Genomic DNA, 17,719 nt, shown 5'->3' on the forward strand with positions numbered 1-17,719 from the left:
TAAGAGCCAGGGCGAGCGTTAGCGCAGAACAGCTTGCTGGACTCCACCCGGCTCACGTGACACTGTGCAGACGCCTCGCGGAAAACCATGTTTGCAAAACATCTTGCGGGTTGGTGCGCGCTAAACACTAATCTAATGCTTACGAGGGATATCCGCGATATGAAGTCTATTTTTGAAACGCAGCAAACGCAAGCCCAGAGGCTGAGTTAGCCTCTGGGCTTGCGCCTGTTTTTCTTGCATCCTATCTAAATTAAATCCGATAAGCCTTACCGGAGTAAATCACGCCCAGCTCAGCATAAACGGTAGCTTCTTCATGGCTTGCGAGCAATTCCAAAGCATTGTCTACACCAACAATGACCGGAATACCCAGACTCAGGCAGACGACTGCGGCATGTGAGGTAATTCCTCCGCTCTCGGTTACGACAGCAGCAGCCTTTTCCATCGCGGGAACATAGTCCTTATCAGTAGTTAAAGCTACGAGAATATCGCCTTCCCTTACATTGTCCAAGGCTTCTTCAGCCGAACGGGCGATGACGACACGCCCTGTTGCATGCTGAGTACCAATACCTTGCCCTTTGGCAATTAACTGGCCGATGTGATGAACCTTAATCAGGTTGGTAGTTCCTGACTTGCCGACAGGTACGCCAGCCGTAATGATAACCAGATCTCCCATCCGCACCAGTTCTTTATCCAGGGCACCATTGATGGCCAGTTCAAACATTTCGTCTGTTGTGCCGGCTTCCTTACCCAACAAAGGTTCTACGCCCCAGACTAACGACATCCGACGCATCGTTCTTTCTGAACGGGTATAAGCAATAATCGGAGATTGCGGACGGTACTTCGACACCATACGAGCGGTGTAGCCGCTCTCCGTAGGCGTAATGATCGCCTTGGCCTGAAGATCCAGTGCAGTTCCGGCTACAGCCTGGCTGATCGATTCGGTAACCGTCGTCTGCTGATCACGGGTTTGTTTTAGGAAGATTTCCCTATATTGAAGCGCGCTTTCTGTCTTCTCTGCGATACGTGACATCGTCATTACCGATTCAACAGGATATTTACCCGCTGCGGTCTCCCCGGACAGCATAATGGCATCCGTGCCATCCAAAATTGCGTTAGCTACATCGTTAGCCTCTGCGCGCGTAGGTCGCGGGTTGCGCTGCATGGAGTCCAGCATTTGAGTAGCTGTAATAACCGGCTTGCCCGCTAGATTGCATTTGCGGATCATTTCTTTTTGTACCAGGGGCACTTCTTCTGCAGGAATCTCGACCCCGAGGTCTCCCCTGGCGACCATCAATCCGTCGGACACCTCCAAAATTTCATCCAGGTTGTCCACGCCTTCCTGATTCTCGATCTTGGAAATGATCTGAATATCCGAAGCATTATGGCGCTCCAACAGCTCCCGGATTTCCATTACGTCACTTGCTTTGCGCACAAAGGAAGCGGCAATAAAATCAATTCCCTGCTCAATCCCAAATACGATATCGTTCGCATCTTTTTCTGTAATCCCCGGCAGAGAGGTTTTGACACCAGGCACGTTGACACCTTTTTTGCTTTTAATCGATCCGCCGTTCACGATGATGCAATCGATTTCGCGCTCTCTGATTTCTGTCACACGCAGTTCGATCAGTCCGTCGTCAATTAAAATAGTGGAGCCAATTTCAACATCTTGAGGCAGGCTTTCATAGGTCACGGAAATCCGTTCCTTCGTACCTAAAACTTCTTCCGTTGTCAACGTTATCGATTCGTTCTCGACCAGTTCGATAGGCTCAACAGCCAATTTTCCAGTCCGGATTTCAGGTCCCTTCGTATCCAGCAGGAGCGCTACCGTCTTGTTCAGTTCCTTGCTAACTTTGCGGATGTTGTTAATACGCGAGCCATGCTCTTCAAAATCTCCGTGAGAAAAGTTCAGTCTGGCCACATTCATTCCAGCCTGGATCAGCTTTCTCAGCATTTCCGGCGGTTCGCTTGCAGGTCCGATAGTACATACAATCTTCGTTTTACGCATTTCCATGTCCTCCTGTGGGTTAACCATTCGTTAGTGCCTAGGTGAAGCAATGTGAGTCACTGGTGAAGCAATTTCATAATGCCTATTCAGTTTTATAAAATTACTTCGGGGGAAGCAATTTCATAATGCCTATTCTGTTTTTATGAAATTGCTTTGGGTGAAGCAAAAAAATTATATGATAAAACTTCAACAACGTTTAAAAGCATTATAGAAGTTTCTTCATTTCAGTATCGCCGGGCACAAGCACCGCCATGCACAAAAGCGCATTTGCCCGTTGTATTCCATGTTCCGCAAAGCGGCTGACCGCCAAGCCGATGACCTTAAGCTCACCTGGAACGTCATCAAGCTTAGCATCAGCCTGTTCTTTCATCCGCTAATAGCTGCTACCGTTCGTCTCCTGCTTGCTTTCCAGCCCGGTCAGTCGTGTTCATTGGCAGTACAAGTAGTACAAGGAGCGATAATGCGTCTATGTACGGAGCCGAAAGCTATTAACCAAGCAGGCAAAAATGCTAGATCGGGTCATCATAAGTAACCGCGCCGATGGAGCGGAACTTCTGATAACGGCCTTCCTTTAAGGCTTCTTCGGACAAAGGCAGAAGCTCCTGAAGGTGCTTCCACAGCTTGTCCCGCATATAGCCGGCCTGCTCCTCCAGATTTTTGTGAGAGCCGCCCTTCGGCTCAGGAATAATATCGTCAATTACGCCCAATTCATAAATATCCTGGGCGGTAATTCTCATAGATTCTGCTGCCTGCAACGATTTTCCGGCATCTTTGAACAAGATTGAAGCGGCACCTTCAGGTGATATGACGGAATAGATCGCATTTTCCAGCATCAGCACACGGTTGCCCACGCCCAGCGCCAGCGCACCTCCGCTACCGCCTTCCCCGATGACGGTACAAATAATAGGAACACGAAAGGAAGCCATCTCCCTCAAATTACGGGCTATCGCTTCCGCCTGACCCCGTTCTTCCGCAGCTCCTCCGGGATAAGCGCCAGAAGTGTCAATAAACGTAAAGATCGGTCGATTAAACTTGTTGGCCTGCTGCATAATTCTCAATGCCTTGCGAAAGCCTTCCGGATGGGGCATCCCGAAATTGCGGGCAATGTTGTCCTTTGTATCTTTTCCCTTCTGATGGCCGACAACGGTTACCGGTATTCCATTCAGCTTGGCCAACCCGCCGACAATAGCCAAATCGTCAGCAAACAAACGGTCACCATGCAGCTCGATAAAATCGGTAAATATATTTTGGATGTAGTCCAGCGTCGTTGGTCGCATAGGAAAACGGGCGATCTGGATCTTTTGCTTTACGCTTGATTCAGCGTAAATTTCTTCTTCCAGTCGGGCATAGCGCTGCTCCAGCCGGGAGATTTCTTCACTGAAATCGATCCCTTTTTCTTCTCCGAACTTAACCAGTTCATCGATTTTGGCGCGCAGCTCACTAAGCGGCTGTTCAAAAGGCAGCTCATTGGCCATCCGCAGCCACCCCCTTCACCGTATGCATGTCCAAAATTTGCGTGAGCATCGCTCTCATATCCTTGCGGTGCACCACCATATCCAACTGTCCGTGCTGCAGGTTGAATTCAGCGGTCTGGAAATTGCCCGGCAGCTTCTGACGGATCGTCTGCTCCACTACGCGTCTGCCCGTAAAACCGACAATCGCTCCGGGCTCAGCCATAATAATATCGCCGAGCATTGCAAAGCTGGCGCTGACCCCGCCTAATGTAGGCTCCGTAAATACTGAAATGTACAATCCGCCCTGCTCATGGAATCGGCTAATCGCCGCACTGGTCTTGGCCATCTGCATAAGAGCCAGTATGCTTTCCTGCATACGGGCCCCGCCCGATGTAGAGAAAATAATGAGCGGGTATTTCTTCTGCATGGCGATTTCGACTGCATGAGTGATCTTCTCACCGACGACACTGCCGAGTGTTCCATTGAAGAAATCATAGCTCATTACACAAACCACAACAGGAAAACCGCCAATGGTACCTTCTCCGGTAATGACTGCGTCCTTTGCTCCCGTTTTCTCCATTGTTGCCTTTAATTTATCCGTATAACCAGGGAAGTTCAGAGGATCGGCGGAGATCATTTGGCTGTCAAACTCAAATAAGCGGCCTTCATCCAAGGTCATTTGAATCCGCTCATAACCAGTCAATATAAAATGATACCCGCAGGAAGAACAGACTTTCAGGCACTTTTCCAATTCCATGCTGAATTGAATCGTTCCACACTTCGGGCACTTGTTGGCAATTCCTTCCGGAATTTCTTTCTTAGCCTTTTCCGATGGAATAGTCGCATATTTTTTCTTCTTGTGAAATAAATCCTTTAGCACGTTTACACCTCACCAGGCGTTAATTTCAGCAGGCCGGTTAGCGGTGGAGGATTGAGTTGAGCACATCCTGCACTTCTTCCAGCTCTCCTTCCGGAACTAAAATCTCGAATTGGTTTTTATTCAAGCTAATGGCCCGGATTTGGACAAGAAAGCCTTCCTCCGTCAGTCGTTGCTTTATACGTTCCGCAATTTTCACGGTCGGAGCGATATAAATGACTGTCCACATGCCCGTTAACCCCCTTAACCCTGCTTCATAAGCCCATACAATGGAATAATGATATCACAACTCGTCTTTTTCCCGCAACAAAGATTCCATCTTGACAAAGCTTGTTATGTCTGGGTCAGCTGCCGTTTGGAACAGAAAAAGAGCTCAAGAAATCGTCTCAAGTCAAGGGGGCGGCCGCTGTTTGCCGGCCCGTCCAAAGGACCGGTATTACCATAACTATGCCTGGATATTTACGATTATTTCACAACCACCGTTCTCTTTCCAAGCAGTTTTTCAATTGCCGCAAACAAAAACGGGGACGGTTTTACCCGGTATTGATCGTTCAGCATAAGGGTTTGCTGCTTGCGCTCGTAGAAAAGAACAACCGGCAGCGGTCCCGGATGCTGCTGCAGAAGCTCGCGCAGGGCATCCAGCCTTTCCGTCTTCTCAGCATCCGGCGCTATCCTGACGTACACCCGCTGCTCCGCTGCCGGCCGCTTGCGACCCGCCGGCGACGCGGATTCCCGCGGCGCTCCGCCGCGCGCCTGTCCGGCCCCCATGGTCTGAGCCGTTCGCCCCGCCTGCGTTGCTTCCGAGTCCTGCCCCTCGGGCGCGCTGCCGGGCCGCTCTGACGGGCCGCCGGCTCGGGCCGGGCCTGCGGCTGCGCCGCTTGGGCCGCCGCGGACGGCCGCTCCGGGTGCCCCCATCCGGGCACCCGGAGCGGACCGGCTCCTGCGGCGGCGATCCGCGGCGTGGCGGGCGAGCTCGCGCCACGCTTCTTCGCTGTCCAGCGCGAAGACCTGGTCGGCGATCAGCTTCGCGCTTTCGTCCTGGTGCTGGACCTTCGCTTTGACGAGCAGCAGCTGCCCTTTGTCGACCAGATCCTTGGCCCGCTTCCACGTCTCCGGGAATAGCACAACCTCGATATGGTCTATGCGGTCCTCCAGCTCCATAAAGGCCATCTGCTGGCCCTTGCGGGTGACAATCATCCGCTTGGACACAACCATTCCGGCAACCGCAACCTGGGTATGCTCCGGCAGCTCGGACAGCTGATGCAGCTCGTCCGCTTCTTCTTTTCTTAACCGCTCCGCATACTGGTCAAGGGGGTGTCCGGATAAATATAAGCCGAGCAGCTCTTTTTCCAGCTCGAGTCTCTGCATCTGTGAATAGACCGGAAGCTCCGGGTAATCGATCGTCCAGTTCGCTTCCTCATCGAAGCCAAACAGATGGAGCTGCAGCTCCTCGGATTCCTTTTTCCATTTCGCCGCGGCTTCCACAACCTCATCCAGCACGGCATACAGCTGTGCCTGGTGACCCGGCAGCGATTCGAAAGCGCCGCTCTGAATCAAAGATTCAATCACTCGCTTATTGCATGATCTCAGATCAATCCTCCGGCAAAAATCGAGCAAATCGGCAAAAGGCTTCTCCGAACGGGCCTTGCGGATGGCTTCGATAGCTTGATATCCGACATTTTTTACCGCTGCCAAGCCGAAGCGGATCGCGCCAACCGTTGCACTACGGCGCTTGCCATCCGCGCCCGATTCTGTCTCCTTTAGCCGCTTAATGGCGTCGATAGGGGAATCGCCAGGCTGCTCATGCTCGACTCCCTCTCCCCCGGCAGCGAGCGCGCCATCTGCTTCGACTGGGGTTCCCGGTGCGAAGCTCTCTGCCTCCTGCTCACCGTTTAACGGCTCATTCGCGGACAGCGACTGCTCATCTGCGTCCGCAATCGGGGTAAAATAAGTCCCGCTCTCATTCACATCAGGAGGCAGCACCTCTATCCCCATCCGCTTGCATTCATCGACATATTCCGCCACCTTGCGGTGATTTCCCATCACCGCCGTCAGCATCGAAGCCATAAATTCAACCGGGAAATGGGCTTTTAAATAAGCGGTCTGATAGGCCAGTACTCCGTAGGCCGTCGCATGAGCGCGCGGAAAACCATAGTCGGCAAAACGCACAATCATATCATAAACATGATTCGCTTCCTCCTCCCGGTAGCCCTGCTCGATGCTTCCGGCGACAAAAGCAGCGCGCTGTTCATCCAGTACCTCGCGCTTCTTCTTCGATACCGCTCTGCGCAGCAAATCCGCCTTACCCAGAGAGAAGCCGGCCATCTCTGCGGCAATCTGCATAATCTGCTCCTGGTAGACTATGATCCCGTACGTGTCTCGCAGGATCGGAACCAGTGAAGGATGAGGATATTCCACTTCGATCAGCCCGTGCTTGCCTTGAATGTATTTGGGTATAAATTCCATCGGACCCGGCCTGTACAGAGCGTTGACCGAAATAATATCTTCGAATTCGCTCGGCTTTAGTTCTCTCAGCACTCTGCGCATCCCTGGCGACTCCAGCTGGAAAACGCCGGTCGTATCCCCCCTGCTGAGCAAAGCATAAGTCGCCGGATCATCATAAGTTAAAGTGGAAAGGTCCAGATCGATCCCCCGGTCCTGCTTAATCATGCGCAGCGTCCGTTCAATTATGGACAGCGTCCGCAGACCGAGAAAGTCCATCTTCAGCAGCCCGACTGCCTCGAGGTGCTCCATTGAAAATTGGGTCAGCGCCGTACCTTCTGTTCCTTCCTGCAAAGGGACAACATTCGTCAACGGCTCCCGGGAAATGACAACACCGGCGGCATGAGTCGAAGCATGACGGGGCATGCCCTCTACCTTGCGAGCCATGTCGATTAAGCGCGCAGTGGACGGGTGGGTGCGGCACAGGCTAACCAGTTCGGGAGACAGCTCCAGCGCTTTATCCAGCTTCATTCCCGGCGCGCCCGGGATCAGCTTCGCTGCTTTGTCCACCTCATTATAAGGCAGACTCAGTGCGCGCCCCACATCCCTGACAGCCGCTCTAGCGGCCATTGTACCGAATGTGATAATTTGCGCTACACGGTCTTTGCCATACTTGCGGGATACATAATCGATCACCTCATCCCGCCGCTCGTCGCTGAAGTCGATATCAATATCCGGCATCGACACTCTTTCCGGATTGAGAAACCGCTCAAACAGCAACCGATAGCCAATCGGATCGATATTCGTTATAAACAGTACATACGCTACCAGACTGCCGGCTGAGGAGCCCCTGCCCGGTCCGACAGCAATTCCCTTCTCATGCGCATAGCGAATAAAATCCCAAACGATCAGAAAGTAATCGGAGTAGCCCATCGATTCGATGACACCCAGCTCATACGAAAGCCTCGCTTCCAGCTTGTCCCGAAAGTCCTGCTCCTGCCACTTCGGGTCTGCCTTATATCGGGCTTCAAGCCCCTCCCTGCACAGCTGTCTCAGATAGCTGCCGGCGGTGTGGGGCTCGGGTATCGGCTCGAAGGCCGGAAGAATCAGGCTGTCAAACTGCAGCTGCAGCTCGCACTTCTCCGCAATTTCTAACGTATTAGTCAAGGCCTCCGGCACATCGGCGAACAAGCGGGCCATCTCCTCGGCGGATTTGAGATAGAGCTGGTTCGTCTCCATCTTGAAGCGGTCCGGGTCGTCTACCGATTTTCCCGTGCCAATGCACAGCAGGATATCCTGCACCGCCTGATCTTCCTGGCGAATATAATGGACGTCATTGGTCGCGACAAGCGGAATATCTGCTTCCTTGGCAAGCTTTTTCAGTTCCTGCATTACTTTCCTCTGATCCAGAATGCCATGATCCTGAAGCTCCAGATAATAATCAGCCCCGAATAGCTGCTTATACCGCCTGGCCGTTTCCAGAGCCTCAAGGTACTTGTCCTGCAGCAGCAGCTGCGGAATTTCCCCTCCCAGGCAGGAGCTGAGACAAATTAATCCTTCAGCGTAGCGCGACAAATGATCAAAATCAATTCTCGGCTTGTAATGAAAGCCCTGCAGATGTCCCACAGAGCACAGCTTCATCAGGTTCCGATAGCCCGTCTCGTTCTTCGCGAGCAGGATCAGATGGTAGATTGGCTGCTCCTGGCGGCTTCCTTTGACCGCAATAGAACCAGAGGTGTAATACATTTCACAGCCGATGATCGGCTTGATTCCTCTCCGTACACAAGCCTTGTAAAAAGGGACCGTCCCGTACATGACTCCATGGTCCGTTAAGGCAAGAGACGTCATTTTAAGCTCCGAGGCCCTCTGCACCAGCTCCTCAATGCGGGCAGCACCGTCAAGCAAACTGTATTCACTATGGACATGCAGATGGACAAAGCTGCTCATATTCCGCTCTTCCTCTCTTCAAATTCGGTTGTCTTTATTTTAGCATAAAAGGGTGCATCGAAGCGAACTTATATTCGCCTCGATCGTTTGCTTGCTGCTGCAGCGGCGTTCGTTCATTTTCGCCTGTTTTCCGAAAGCCTGTCTTCTATATTCGTTTTCCCCGTCATAGACATAATTTAAGGAAGTTGTCCCTGATGTAAAGCATTCTATTATGTTAAAGGTGGGGTTTGCCATGACACCAATGACCCAATTTCTCACAAAACTGGCGATCGATTTTTCCGTTGCTTTTGGCATCGTGCTGGGCGGCAGTATGCTCGGAGGTATAGCTGCGGTTATCATTCTTCAGCCTCCGGGCGATTATATGGTCAAAATCGCAGGAAATATAAAAATTTGGGCAATGGTTGCAGCCATTGGCGGTACCATCGATCCGATTCGAGTCATTGAATTCAACTTTGCGGAAGGGTATATATCTCCCGCTATCAAACAAATCTTATATTTCATCAGCGCTTTTATCGGCGCACAAATGGCGTTTAATTTGATCGAGTGGATCGGCAAGGGCAGTGGGCCGGCATGAGAGTTCCCAACTTCAGGCGCTATACTCACTGGCTGGCGGGGCTCGGTATGTTCTTGTCCGGCATGATCGTTGGCTGCGCGGTATTCCTCAGCATTTATCAACAAAATTTTACCATTCTCGCCACACAAAAAGCCGACCTGGAAAATGAAGTGCGCGAGCTTCAAAGCACAATCGAAACTTCAGAGAAAAACCAGAAAAAAGCCGCTTATGTCGGCGGAATTTTTGTCGAATGGGAGAATCGCGACAATCTGGATGACCTGACCCGCATCGAGCTGGAAAAAAGAGTGCACAAAGACTTGTCTGTTTTAAGTGGAAAGCTGATCGCTGACATCCGCAAAGACCCTCTCCTATTCTTCAAATTAATTGAGAAGCCTTATACAGACGTGCATGATCGTGATTATGAGGTGAAGGTAGCGGCGATGCTTATCGTCCAGTCCGAGCTTAGAGTTTGGATCAGAGCCACCCTTACCAATTGATTCATACATATGTCCGCGAACAATATGCAGTATAACTATGTCCGTGAACTATGTGCAGTAAACTATGTGCCGTTAGCCATACTGTCGAATTCCCGTGATGCCCTCGCCGCGATGCTCTTGTGCGATGCCCTTGTTTGAATCATACAAGGAGCTTCTCAAGCATGACGGAAGCTGACCCTGAACCTACGCTGGCAAGCCTTCCGATTCTGACGGAAACTTGCCGTGAGCCTATGCTGGCGAACTCATTATTAAACGGCCAATTCGAAAAAAGAGGCATTGCCGCAGCAATTGATTTTTGCCGCCATAATCGTTACAGTTAGTAGCAGGACTTGGTCCGTGACTAAACTGAAAAAGGAAGTTGGTTGGCATGATCACCTGGTATCACTATGTGCTGCTTGCCTTAGTGCTTGTTTCTCTCGTTTTGTCGGTCTATTTCAGCATTCGCTACCGCCGCAGCAAGGAACCGTTAGTGCGCGGATTATTCGCAGCCAAAATGAATATAGCAATGGGCACGATGCTGATGTGCATCGCTCTTATTCAATTCCTGCTTTTCGAGCCAAGCTTTCTACGCGGAGCAATCGGGGCTGTTTTTCTAATTCTAGGCTTGTTTAATGTCTATGCCGGCTCCCGCAACCATTCCTCCTACAGCAAAAGGCTGAAATCCTAGATTTTTCGCCTAATGATGGAACTCCGCCTGCAAACACCTGCATGACTGCAAAGCTTTTATACTTGTAAATCCGCAAAACCATTAATGCTTGCTAAATCTGTAATGAAATCTGTAATACTAAAACTATAATGCTAAACCTATAATGCTTGTAAAGCCAGAACTCTGTATCCCGGTTTCGTCAATTACGCTGCTACAGTTATGTGTTTTGCAATGTTTGCGGGTTTTGCAATGTTTGCGGGTTTTGCAATGTTTGCGGGTTTTACATGTTGTGTGTTTGCGAGGCGGAATTTGAGTATTCAAGTGTATTTGCGTGTTTCCGTTTACGTCAGTTCTGTTGTTGTCGTGTTAGGCTTGCAACGCTACTTTGGGCTATTTATACTGTTAGGACTGATCGAACATTTGGGCTGTTACCATCGCTTTTGAGACGAGCTGACTGCCAAGATAGATTTCCACATCGATCTTGCCGAATTTGCGGCTCACTTCGATAACTTGCGGACGAACCTCCACCTCAGACTCCATCTGTACTGGACGCAAATAATAAGTGGACACGTTATCTATGACCAAATCCCCCTTGCGAATGTGCTGCACAGCCCAGTAAGCAGCCTGAGTCATCAGTGTTGTTAACACTCCTGCAGACGCCGTCCCAAGGTGGTTAGTCATTTGGGGAGTAATTTTTCCGTAAAAACGGATTTCCCCCTCCTCATTCACTTTCTCTTCAAACCCGCTCCAAATCAAATCCTCAAAGGTTTCACCAATCTGCGGCTGTCTCTGAATGTACTGCATCACCTTCAGAACATCCTTACGGCTGATTACGCCAACCATTTTCCGATGGGCATCAATAACCGGAAGCAGTTCTATACCTTCCCAGACCATCAGATGAGCGGCAGAAGCAATTGTGGCCTGCAGGTTGATCGTAATCGGATTACGGGTCATCAGCTTGTCAATTGTCTGCTTCACCGAAGCATCAACCATATCCTTTGAGGTAACCATACCAACCACCCGGTTCCATTCATCCACAACAGGAAAACGGTTATGTCCAGTTTCTTCAATCAACTTCCGCAAATCACTTACTTTGCTGCTAGCTTTTAACGAGTAAACCTTGCTCTGCTCCGACAAAATATCTTGAACAAGCATGATTTTCTTTTTGATCAAACGGTCATAAACCGCCCTGTTTATCATCGAAGCAACAGTAAAGGTATCATAGCTGCTTGACAGAATCGGCAGACCCAGCCTATTGGCCAGCCGGACTACTTCCTCGCTCGCTTCAAAGCCCCCGGTAATTAATACAGCTGCCCCGTGCTCTAAAGCAAATTTATGAGCTTTTTCCCGGTTACCGACTATTAACAGATTGCCTGCTTCTATGTATCTGAGCATTGCCTCTTCCTGCATTGCTCCGATAACAAATTTATTAAGGGATTTTTCCAGTCCCTCATGGCCTCCGAGCACTTGCCCATCCACAATATTAACAATCTCGGCAAAGGTGAGACGATCAATATGATGGCGCTCTTTTTTCTCAATACGTACCGATCCGATGCGCTCCTTCGTGCTGACCAGCCCTTGATTCTCCGCTTCTTTCATCGCCCGGTAAGCGGTACCTTCACTTACGCCCATATGCTTGGCTATTTGCCGAACCGAAATTTTGCTGCCTACTTCAAGCTCCTTGATATAGCTTAAAATCATCTCATGCTTGGTCGCTGCTTCCATACCCGAAGGCTCTCTCATCTGTTACACCCCATCCTACTAATCTGTACTATCTCTGTTATAGTCCATTATAGTATGGTTCCCTTGGGAAAGCTAATGCCATCCGTTTTTTCAATTGTATAAAAGAAAGGGCCTCCCATTGTTTATCCGAGCCATGATCAATGAAATTTAGTACGCGCTGCGGTGGCGTTTCTATGCGGTTTTCCGCTTACATTCCGTCTCAGCACGCTTGTTCCGCCTGCTCATTCCATTTAATGACACACGAAAAACACCACGCGCTTGAAACTGTGCGTGGTGCTGCATTTGAACTTTACATGATAGGCTGCTTTGATTTTGCTAAACTTTTTCTTGATATACTGATTTTTTGTATCCTCTGCATTCCGGTTTTACATGATATGTTACTTGGATTCGGCAGTATAGGCTATCCGTTTTGCTTCAATCAGCACTTTCTATCCCGATCGATTTGCCCCTTTCTCCAGTCCTACCGTTTTGTCTTGTTTCTGCAAGGAATTACTTTCTAACCTGGAGACGCTTGCCTTTGCCTTCGAATACTTGCTGCATCTGCCATTTTTTCATGTGCTTCACCTTGACTAATTCCTTGCGCGTTTCTTCGTCCACGCCAAGAATATAGTGCAGCTGAGCTCCAATAATCAATAGAGCAAATCCAATCCATACGATGCTAAACACCGTGGGCAGTGTAAAACCATTCCCTACCTCAAGTCGGGGGATGGCGTACATCAGCATACCTAGAGCCATGCTTAAATACAGTAAATTGGAAAAATCCTTTACTTTCTTCATCACTTCTACCCCTCCCTAGCTTGTATAATCATCTTCAAATGCCATCTCTTCTGCTCAAAAACTAATACCGGGCATACGAGCTGTTCCAGGTTTTCAACCCGTTTTGCATTTGACAATAATCCGCAAACAAATAAGTTGTGCTCGACTGGCAGGAAGTCTCGATTAACTGTGAATACCAGTTTGTGCAGCGAGCAGCGAGGAAGTTTGCAAACGGGCATCCATGATATACCGCCATCACACCCTGTGCACCTTGCTACAGGCACCTCGACATACCACCATCACGCCCTGAACTGCTGCTACGGATATCCACGATAAAACGACAGCAACACATACTTAAATGAAAAGCGGATAGTGCATATTGCCAGACTATATATACAAGCTTATTCAGGAAGAAGCCGCATTATGATGGGCTGTACAAATCTTGCAGCGATTCCATCATAATTTTTTGCACATCCTCCATAACGACGGAAAGCCTTCTCTCTGATTCCATCAGCTTGCGGATTGAGAAATTAAGAGAAAGCACCTCGTACAGCTTTTCCATCTTATCCAGCTCCTCCTGGGCCGGCTGCTGCCCGGACATCATTTGCGACTGCAGCTCCATCTGCTTCTGGCGGAATTGATCCATCATCCGTTTCGATTCCGGATCCGCATTGACCGCTTGTTGAGCGAGCTTAACGTCCTCATATTCTTTGCTTTCCCTAATTGCTGCGGACAGTTCCCTTGCTTTGTCGTGTACATTCATTGGTATCCACTCCTAATGTTTTTTAGCGGGTCCAGAGCATAAGCATCGCCTGAAGCAAGCCGATAAAGCCGCCAAGCGCCGCACCCATCCATGTTATCGCTTTTAACTCCTTACCCGCTACGCTAAGTATGATGTTCTCCAAGCGTTCTACGGGAAACTTGTTCACCTGCTCCTCCACCATAATAGGCAGCTCCAGAACGGCTACCAGCTTGTCCATTCGGGATGAGATAAAAGCTAGTCCTCGGCTTGTTTCTTCCGGGACCTTTTGCTGAAGCCATTCCTTACGCGGGGCGAGCAATTCCCCAATAGTTTTCTGGCCCGCCTTGTCCAACCATTGCTCCCACATGAGAAGCCGGTCAGCATAAGCGGCTATGGCCACATCCGCTTCCGCCCCGGTTATAAAGCTGATTATCTCGCCGAGCGTGAGCTCCTCAGCCTGGTTCAGCTTGCGTTCAAGAAATCCGCTCAACGTCCCTTTGATCGAAGGCGAATCGAGCTGCCTGTACAAGGCGGACTTCACTTTATTGGCCAGCTTGTCCTCGTCCATAAAAACGCCTGCCAGTGTGCCCAGCAATCCTCCCGCTTGCTCAAGCATCTGCATTGTAATGCTGCGAAGCAAACGGTCACCCTCCGGTGTCTCCAGTTCGGCTTTTAGCTGCAGGATGATCATATCACTTGTTTGCTGGATCAACCGGGTTTTGAATTCGCCGTTTCCGGCAGGCAGCCATTCGCCTATTTTTCGCTCAGACCAGCCGCCTTCAATCCAATAGCTGCGAATCCCTTCCCTGGATTTCTCCCTCAGCCATTCCGCCAGTCGAACCTTGCTCTGCTCCAGCTGCCCAGGCGTCCAAAAACGCAAAGCCCACTGCTCCAACGTATCCTCGCTTGAGCTTAATCGTTCAATCTGATCGACCAGCTTCGTTTCTATCTTCAAAACGAATTCAGGCTTGCGCAGCAAGGAATTGAGCCCCTCACTGGTCACTAGGTAATCGGCTACGATCTTCCCGAGGGACTTGCTGATTTCAGCCTTCCGCTTGGGGATAAGACCCGGGGTAAAAGGGAGGCGCTTGCCCCGAAAATAGCGAGTCTGCCTTGGATGAAACAGCATTTTGATTGCCAAATAATTGGTCGCCCCGCCTATAAGAGCGGCTGCGGTTATCCCTATAAGAACGGTCACAACATCCTTCATGGTCTACTCCTTTAAGGCAAGATGGGCATTTTCCAATCACCAAGAAAATTAGCTTTTCATATGATGAACTAGTTAAATATAACAAGTTGCAGTTAGCGGTGGAAGGGGACTTGTTTATGGCGAAAGCCAAATTAACCATACGACTGCAGACCAGCTCCAGTCTGGACAGCCAAACGATCCTGCTTAAAGAATCGATAATGAAGCAGTGGAAGCTTGCAGCCAATCAAACTGTCACGCTCCAATTCGGTTCCTTGAGAAAAGAAGTTACCCTTGTACCGATCGCCAAATCGACTACGCTACGCGTACATCCGCACTTGGCATCGGAAATGAATCTATACGAAGGTGCCAAGCTAAACGGCCGCTATTCTGCGGAAACCCGTACCTTCCATTTAGGTCCGCTGATCGCTGTCATGGTCAGCCGGGTTCACAGTAAGTCAAGCGACCGACCATTCGGTGCCAACACCTCTTTTTGCAGAGAATTAACATTGGCTTGTGAAAAATTCGGCGGCCTGGTGTACTTCTTCAGTCCCGCAGAGCTGCCAGCTGAGTCCGGCCGACTATCTGGCTGGATCTATGACAAGGGATGGAAAAAACGGAGCTTCCCCATCCCGAATGTAGTGTACAACCGGTTGACTAAGCGCCGGCTGGAAAACAGCGATAGAGTGCAACAATTTATTCACGAGGTCAAATCGACTTACCGATCACATGTTTTTAACGAGAAATTCCTAAACAAAACAGAAGTGTTTCAAATTTTGAAGCAAGTACCGGGAGTGCAATCCTATCTTCCCGAATCGTATGCCTACAAAAGCAGCACCCTCCAGGCTATGTGCGCCAGACACTCTACCGTATACCTTAAACCTGTTACAGGAAGCCTGGGCAAAGGAATTATTAGGATCAGCAAAGCTCCCAAAGGCTATTTATGTCATTTTAACCAAAGTTCCGGTGTACGTAAACTTTCCTTCGCATCTTTAAAAGCAATGACCCAGGCTATCGGAAGCCGCATCAAATCCCGCTACCAAATTCAGCAAGGAATTCGCCTCATTCAATCCAACGGCAATCCGATTGATTTCCGTGTGCTCGCGCAAAAAAATAATAAAGGCGTCTGGGCCATTACCTCAACAGTAGGCAGGATTGCCGGAAGCCACACCTTTGTCTCCAATCTGGCCAGAGGAGGCACGCTCACCTCTGTCAGCACTGCCTTGGCCAGGGGAGGGTTCGGGGCTGCTCAGCGATCCGCCATCTATCACCGGCTGCAAAAAGCGGCGCTTTCTCTGGCCGCAGGTTTGGACGAAAAAATTCCTGAGCATTTTGCCGAGCTGGGCATTGACCTGGCCGTGGATACAAGCGGCAAAGTCTGGCTTTTGGAGATTAATTCCAAGCCGTCAAAGGAAGAAAATTCATCACTTGCACCTAATAAAATTAGACCTTCGGTGCGAAGAATCGTTCATTATTGCCAACACCTCGCCAAATTGTGAAAGGCGGTACGTCTATGCTTGCTGCACCCTTCTTAATCGGCATTCTGGCCTGCCGCGGGGGAAAGGATCTCCCTTTTTGCGATGCCGATTTCTACATGCTGCTTATCCGTCATGCGAAGCGTCTCGGCATGAAAGCTTTTGTTTTTACTCCGGAAGGCCTTGCGCCTGACCAGCAAAGTGTCGAAGGCTTCGTATGGACCGGAGAGCAGAGATGGAGCACGGAAAGACTGCCGCTGCCCGATTTGATCTACGACCGGTTCTTCAGCACAAACCCGAGCTATCGGAACGGCTATCACACCCTTATGAATATAATGGCACATAGCCGGCCCAAACCATTGGTTCTCGGCAACCGGCTTATGGGCAAATGGGCGGTTCACCGCTCCCTCTCCAACGATCGGCGGCTGCGGCCGTACCTGCCTAAAACGAGCATGCTGGCCACTTTCGGCCAGCTGCTGGAATGGCTGGAAAGAGAAAGTCAAGTGATTGTTAAACCGGATGGAGGGACACAGGGCAAAGGAATCATACTTCTCCGAAAGCATGCCAAAGGGTTCGAGGCTGCCGGACGCACCAGCAGCAACCTTCCGTATACGTGTTCCTTTGCCGGGGATCAAGCTATGCTCGACTGGCTGGTTCCTAGACTAAACAAGCAATACCTGCTGCAAACCTTTCTTCATCTGACAAATGCAGAAGGTAACGTATTTGATATCCGCTCCCTCGTTCAGAAAAACGGCAAGGGGTTGTGGAGCCACACCGGCATGGCTGTTCGCCTGGGCGAACATGGAAGTGTGACCGCCAACCTTCATAGCGGAGGCTGCGCGGTGCCGGCAGCTGAATTTCTACACCGGGAATTTGGTGAACATTCAGCGGACCGGCTTATCTCCCAGCTGCGCGATCTCTCTTTGATCATCGCCGAAGTTCTGGAGCATTATTACGGGCGCCTTGCTGAGCTAGGAATCGACTTTGGAGTGGACCGTCATGCCCGGCTGTGGATTATCGAGGTCAATTCCAAGCCAGGCAGAGCCGTTTTCCGCAATATTAAAGACAAGCGCGCCCGCTGGCTATCCCTGCATCAGCCTATGGCTTACGCCAAATATCTCCTGGCCCATAGGAACGGCTGGCGGAAACATACGGCAGGAACCAGCGGCCGCTCTCTACTCACTTCATTAGGTTAAAGCAAAGCCCAGTGTTGGCTTACGAAGCAGGCTTTGTGTTTTCCAAACTTTCCAAAACAAGCAAAGCCCAGTGTCGGCTTACGAAGCAGGCTTTGCAATCAAAAGTTATAATTCTTTCAATAAAAGCAAAGCCCAGTGTTGGCTTACGAAGCAGGCTTTGTGTTTTCCAAACTTTCCAAAACAAGCAAAGCCCTTAGGAG

16 protein-coding genes are annotated in these 17,719 nt (G+C 50.1%); 6 read left to right on the top strand and 10 right to left on the bottom strand.

What is annotated here, in order from left to right:
* Window positions 1-250: 250 nt before the first annotated feature.
* The 6 genes from pyk to PSHG_RS09045 all read right to left on the bottom strand — a co-directional run bounded on the left by pyk (window position 251) and on the right by PSHG_RS09045 (window position 8,725).
* Window positions 251-2,005: a pyruvate kinase gene (gene pyk, locus PSHG_RS09020; protein WP_010272068.1), complete on the bottom strand. Its 1,755-nt coding sequence runs from the start codon at window positions 2,003-2,005 to the stop codon at window positions 251-253.
* Window positions 2,006-2,210: 205 nt separating this feature from the next.
* The gene (locus PSHG_RS30455) at window positions 2,211-2,375 is read right to left on the bottom strand and encodes a hypothetical protein (protein ID WP_157213436.1); all 165 of its coding nucleotides are present in this window, start codon (window positions 2,373-2,375) and stop codon (window positions 2,211-2,213) included.
* A gap of 139 nt (window positions 2,376-2,514) precedes the next feature.
* Window positions 2,515-3,480: an acetyl-CoA carboxylase carboxyl transferase subunit alpha gene (gene accA, locus PSHG_RS09030; protein ID WP_010272070.1), complete on the bottom strand. Its 966-nt coding sequence runs from the start codon at window positions 3,478-3,480 to the stop codon at window positions 2,515-2,517.
* Window positions 3,470-4,339, bottom strand: a complete 870-nt coding sequence (gene accD / locus PSHG_RS09035) for an acetyl-CoA carboxylase, carboxyltransferase subunit beta (protein ID WP_010272072.1) — start codon at window positions 4,337-4,339, stop codon at window positions 3,470-3,472. Before accD ends, accA begins: the two co-directional genes overlap by 11 nt.
* Before the next feature lie 37 nt (window positions 4,340-4,376).
* Window positions 4,377-4,565: a hypothetical protein gene (locus PSHG_RS09040; protein WP_010272074.1), complete on the bottom strand. Its 189-nt coding sequence runs from the start codon at window positions 4,563-4,565 to the stop codon at window positions 4,377-4,379.
* A 236-nt stretch (window positions 4,566-4,801) separates the two neighbouring features.
* Window positions 4,802-8,725 (bottom strand): DNA polymerase III subunit alpha, encoded by a 3,924-nt coding sequence (locus PSHG_RS09045; RefSeq protein ID WP_010272076.1) that lies wholly within the window; start codon window positions 8,723-8,725, stop codon window positions 4,802-4,804.
* 241 nt (window positions 8,726-8,966) lie between these two features.
* Here PSHG_RS09045 and PSHG_RS09050 point away from each other — a divergent pair, with 241 nt between their 5' ends.
* From PSHG_RS09050 to PSHG_RS09065, 4 genes are all read left to right on the top strand, one after another.
* Window positions 8,967-9,299, top strand: coding sequence for a YtrH family sporulation protein (locus PSHG_RS09050; RefSeq protein ID WP_026021269.1), 333 nt, complete (start codon window positions 8,967-8,969; stop codon window positions 9,297-9,299).
* Window positions 9,296-9,775 carry a prefoldin domain-containing protein gene (locus tag PSHG_RS27075; RefSeq protein ID WP_010272081.1) on the top strand — a complete coding sequence of 160 codons (480 nt, stop codon included), beginning with the start codon at window positions 9,296-9,298 and terminating at the stop codon, window positions 9,773-9,775. The genes PSHG_RS09050 and PSHG_RS27075 overlap by 4 nt, the downstream gene beginning before the upstream one ends.
* Before the next feature lie 161 nt (window positions 9,776-9,936).
* Entirely contained in the window at window positions 9,937-10,095 is a 159-nt protein-coding gene (locus PSHG_RS30460) for a hypothetical protein (RefSeq protein ID WP_157213437.1), read from the top strand.
* Between the two features lie 47 nt (window positions 10,096-10,142).
* Window positions 10,143-10,442, top strand: a complete 300-nt coding sequence (locus PSHG_RS09065; protein ID WP_010272084.1) for a YtpI family protein — start codon at window positions 10,143-10,145, stop codon at window positions 10,440-10,442.
* A 381-nt stretch (window positions 10,443-10,823) separates the two neighbouring features.
* Here the strand turns inward: PSHG_RS09065 and PSHG_RS09070 are convergent, their stop codons facing one another.
* From PSHG_RS09070 to PSHG_RS09085, 4 genes are all read right to left on the bottom strand, one after another.
* The gene (locus PSHG_RS09070) at window positions 10,824-12,164 is read right to left on the bottom strand and encodes a DRTGG domain-containing protein (protein WP_010272087.1); all 1,341 of its coding nucleotides are present in this window, start codon (window positions 12,162-12,164) and stop codon (window positions 10,824-10,826) included.
* Window positions 12,165-12,653: 489 nt separating this feature from the next.
* On the bottom strand, window positions 12,654-12,941 hold the full coding sequence (locus tag PSHG_RS09075; protein ID WP_010272089.1) for a hypothetical protein: 288 nt from the start codon (window positions 12,939-12,941) through the stop codon (window positions 12,654-12,656).
* A 400-nt stretch (window positions 12,942-13,341) separates the two neighbouring features.
* Window positions 13,342-13,683 (bottom strand): YlbF family regulator, encoded by a 342-nt coding sequence (locus tag PSHG_RS09080; protein ID WP_010272092.1) that lies wholly within the window; start codon window positions 13,681-13,683, stop codon window positions 13,342-13,344.
* 22 nt (window positions 13,684-13,705) lie between these two features.
* Complete coding sequence (locus PSHG_RS09085; RefSeq protein WP_010272094.1) at window positions 13,706-14,872, bottom strand: DUF445 family protein; 1,167 nt, start codon at window positions 14,870-14,872, stop codon at window positions 13,706-13,708.
* Window positions 14,873-14,988: 116 nt separating this feature from the next.
* Between PSHG_RS09085 and PSHG_RS09090 the strand changes: the two genes are divergently transcribed.
* Together PSHG_RS09090 and PSHG_RS27080 are read left to right on the top strand one after the other, a co-directional pair.
* Window positions 14,989-16,347, top strand: a complete 1,359-nt coding sequence (locus PSHG_RS09090) for a YheC/YheD family endospore coat-associated protein (protein WP_010272097.1) — start codon at window positions 14,989-14,991, stop codon at window positions 16,345-16,347.
* Window positions 16,348-16,361: 14 nt separating this feature from the next.
* Window positions 16,362-17,519 carry a YheC/YheD family endospore coat-associated protein gene (locus tag PSHG_RS27080; protein ID WP_010272099.1) on the top strand — a complete coding sequence of 386 codons (1,158 nt, stop codon included), beginning with the start codon at window positions 16,362-16,364 and terminating at the stop codon, window positions 17,517-17,519.
* Window positions 17,520-17,719: the final 200 nt, after the last annotated feature.

It is taken from the genome of Paenibacillus senegalensis JC66, assembly GCF_000285515.1.
GTDB lineage: Bacteria > Bacillota > Bacilli > Paenibacillales > NBRC-103111 > Paenibacillus_L > Paenibacillus_L senegalensis.

Excerpts from the sequence above, each read along its gene's own strand:
- PSHG_RS09075 (WP_010272089.1), bottom strand. The coding sequence starts at position 12,941 with ATGAAGAAAGTAAAGGATTTTTCCAATTTACTGTATTTAAGCATGGCT.
- PSHG_RS09070 (WP_010272087.1), bottom strand. The coding sequence starts at position 12,164 with ATGAGAGAGCCTTCGGGTATGGAAGCAGCGACCAAGCATGAGATGATT.
- PSHG_RS30455 (WP_157213436.1), bottom strand. The coding sequence starts at position 2,375 with ATGAAAGAACAGGCTGATGCTAAGCTTGATGACGTTCCAGGTGAGCTT.
- PSHG_RS09090 (WP_010272097.1), top strand. The coding sequence starts at position 14,989 with ATGGCGAAAGCCAAATTAACCATACGACTGCAGACCAGCTCCAGTCTG.
- PSHG_RS30460 (WP_157213437.1), top strand. The coding sequence starts at position 9,937 with ATGACGGAAGCTGACCCTGAACCTACGCTGGCAAGCCTTCCGATTCTG.
- PSHG_RS09085 (WP_010272094.1), bottom strand. The coding sequence starts at position 14,872 with ATGAAGGATGTTGTGACCGTTCTTATAGGGATAACCGCAGCCGCTCTT.
- PSHG_RS09045 (WP_010272076.1), bottom strand. The coding sequence starts at position 8,725 with ATGAGCAGCTTTGTCCATCTGCATGTCCATAGTGAATACAGTTTGCTT.
- pyk (WP_010272068.1), bottom strand. The coding sequence starts at position 2,005 with ATGCGTAAAACGAAGATTGTATGTACTATCGGACCTGCAAGCGAACCG.
- PSHG_RS09080 (WP_010272092.1), bottom strand. The coding sequence starts at position 13,683 with ATGAATGTACACGACAAAGCAAGGGAACTGTCCGCAGCAATTAGGGAA.
- PSHG_RS09040 (WP_010272074.1), bottom strand. The coding sequence starts at position 4,565 with ATGTGGACAGTCATTTATATCGCTCCGACCGTGAAAATTGCGGAACGT.
- PSHG_RS09065 (WP_010272084.1), top strand. The coding sequence starts at position 10,143 with ATGATCACCTGGTATCACTATGTGCTGCTTGCCTTAGTGCTTGTTTCT.
- PSHG_RS09050 (WP_026021269.1), top strand. The coding sequence starts at position 8,967 with ATGACCCAATTTCTCACAAAACTGGCGATCGATTTTTCCGTTGCTTTT.
- accA (WP_010272070.1), bottom strand. The coding sequence starts at position 3,480 with ATGGCCAATGAGCTGCCTTTTGAACAGCCGCTTAGTGAGCTGCGCGCC.
- PSHG_RS27080 (WP_010272099.1), top strand. The coding sequence starts at position 16,362 with ATGCTTGCTGCACCCTTCTTAATCGGCATTCTGGCCTGCCGCGGGGGA.
- PSHG_RS27075 (WP_010272081.1), top strand. The coding sequence starts at position 9,296 with ATGAGAGTTCCCAACTTCAGGCGCTATACTCACTGGCTGGCGGGGCTC.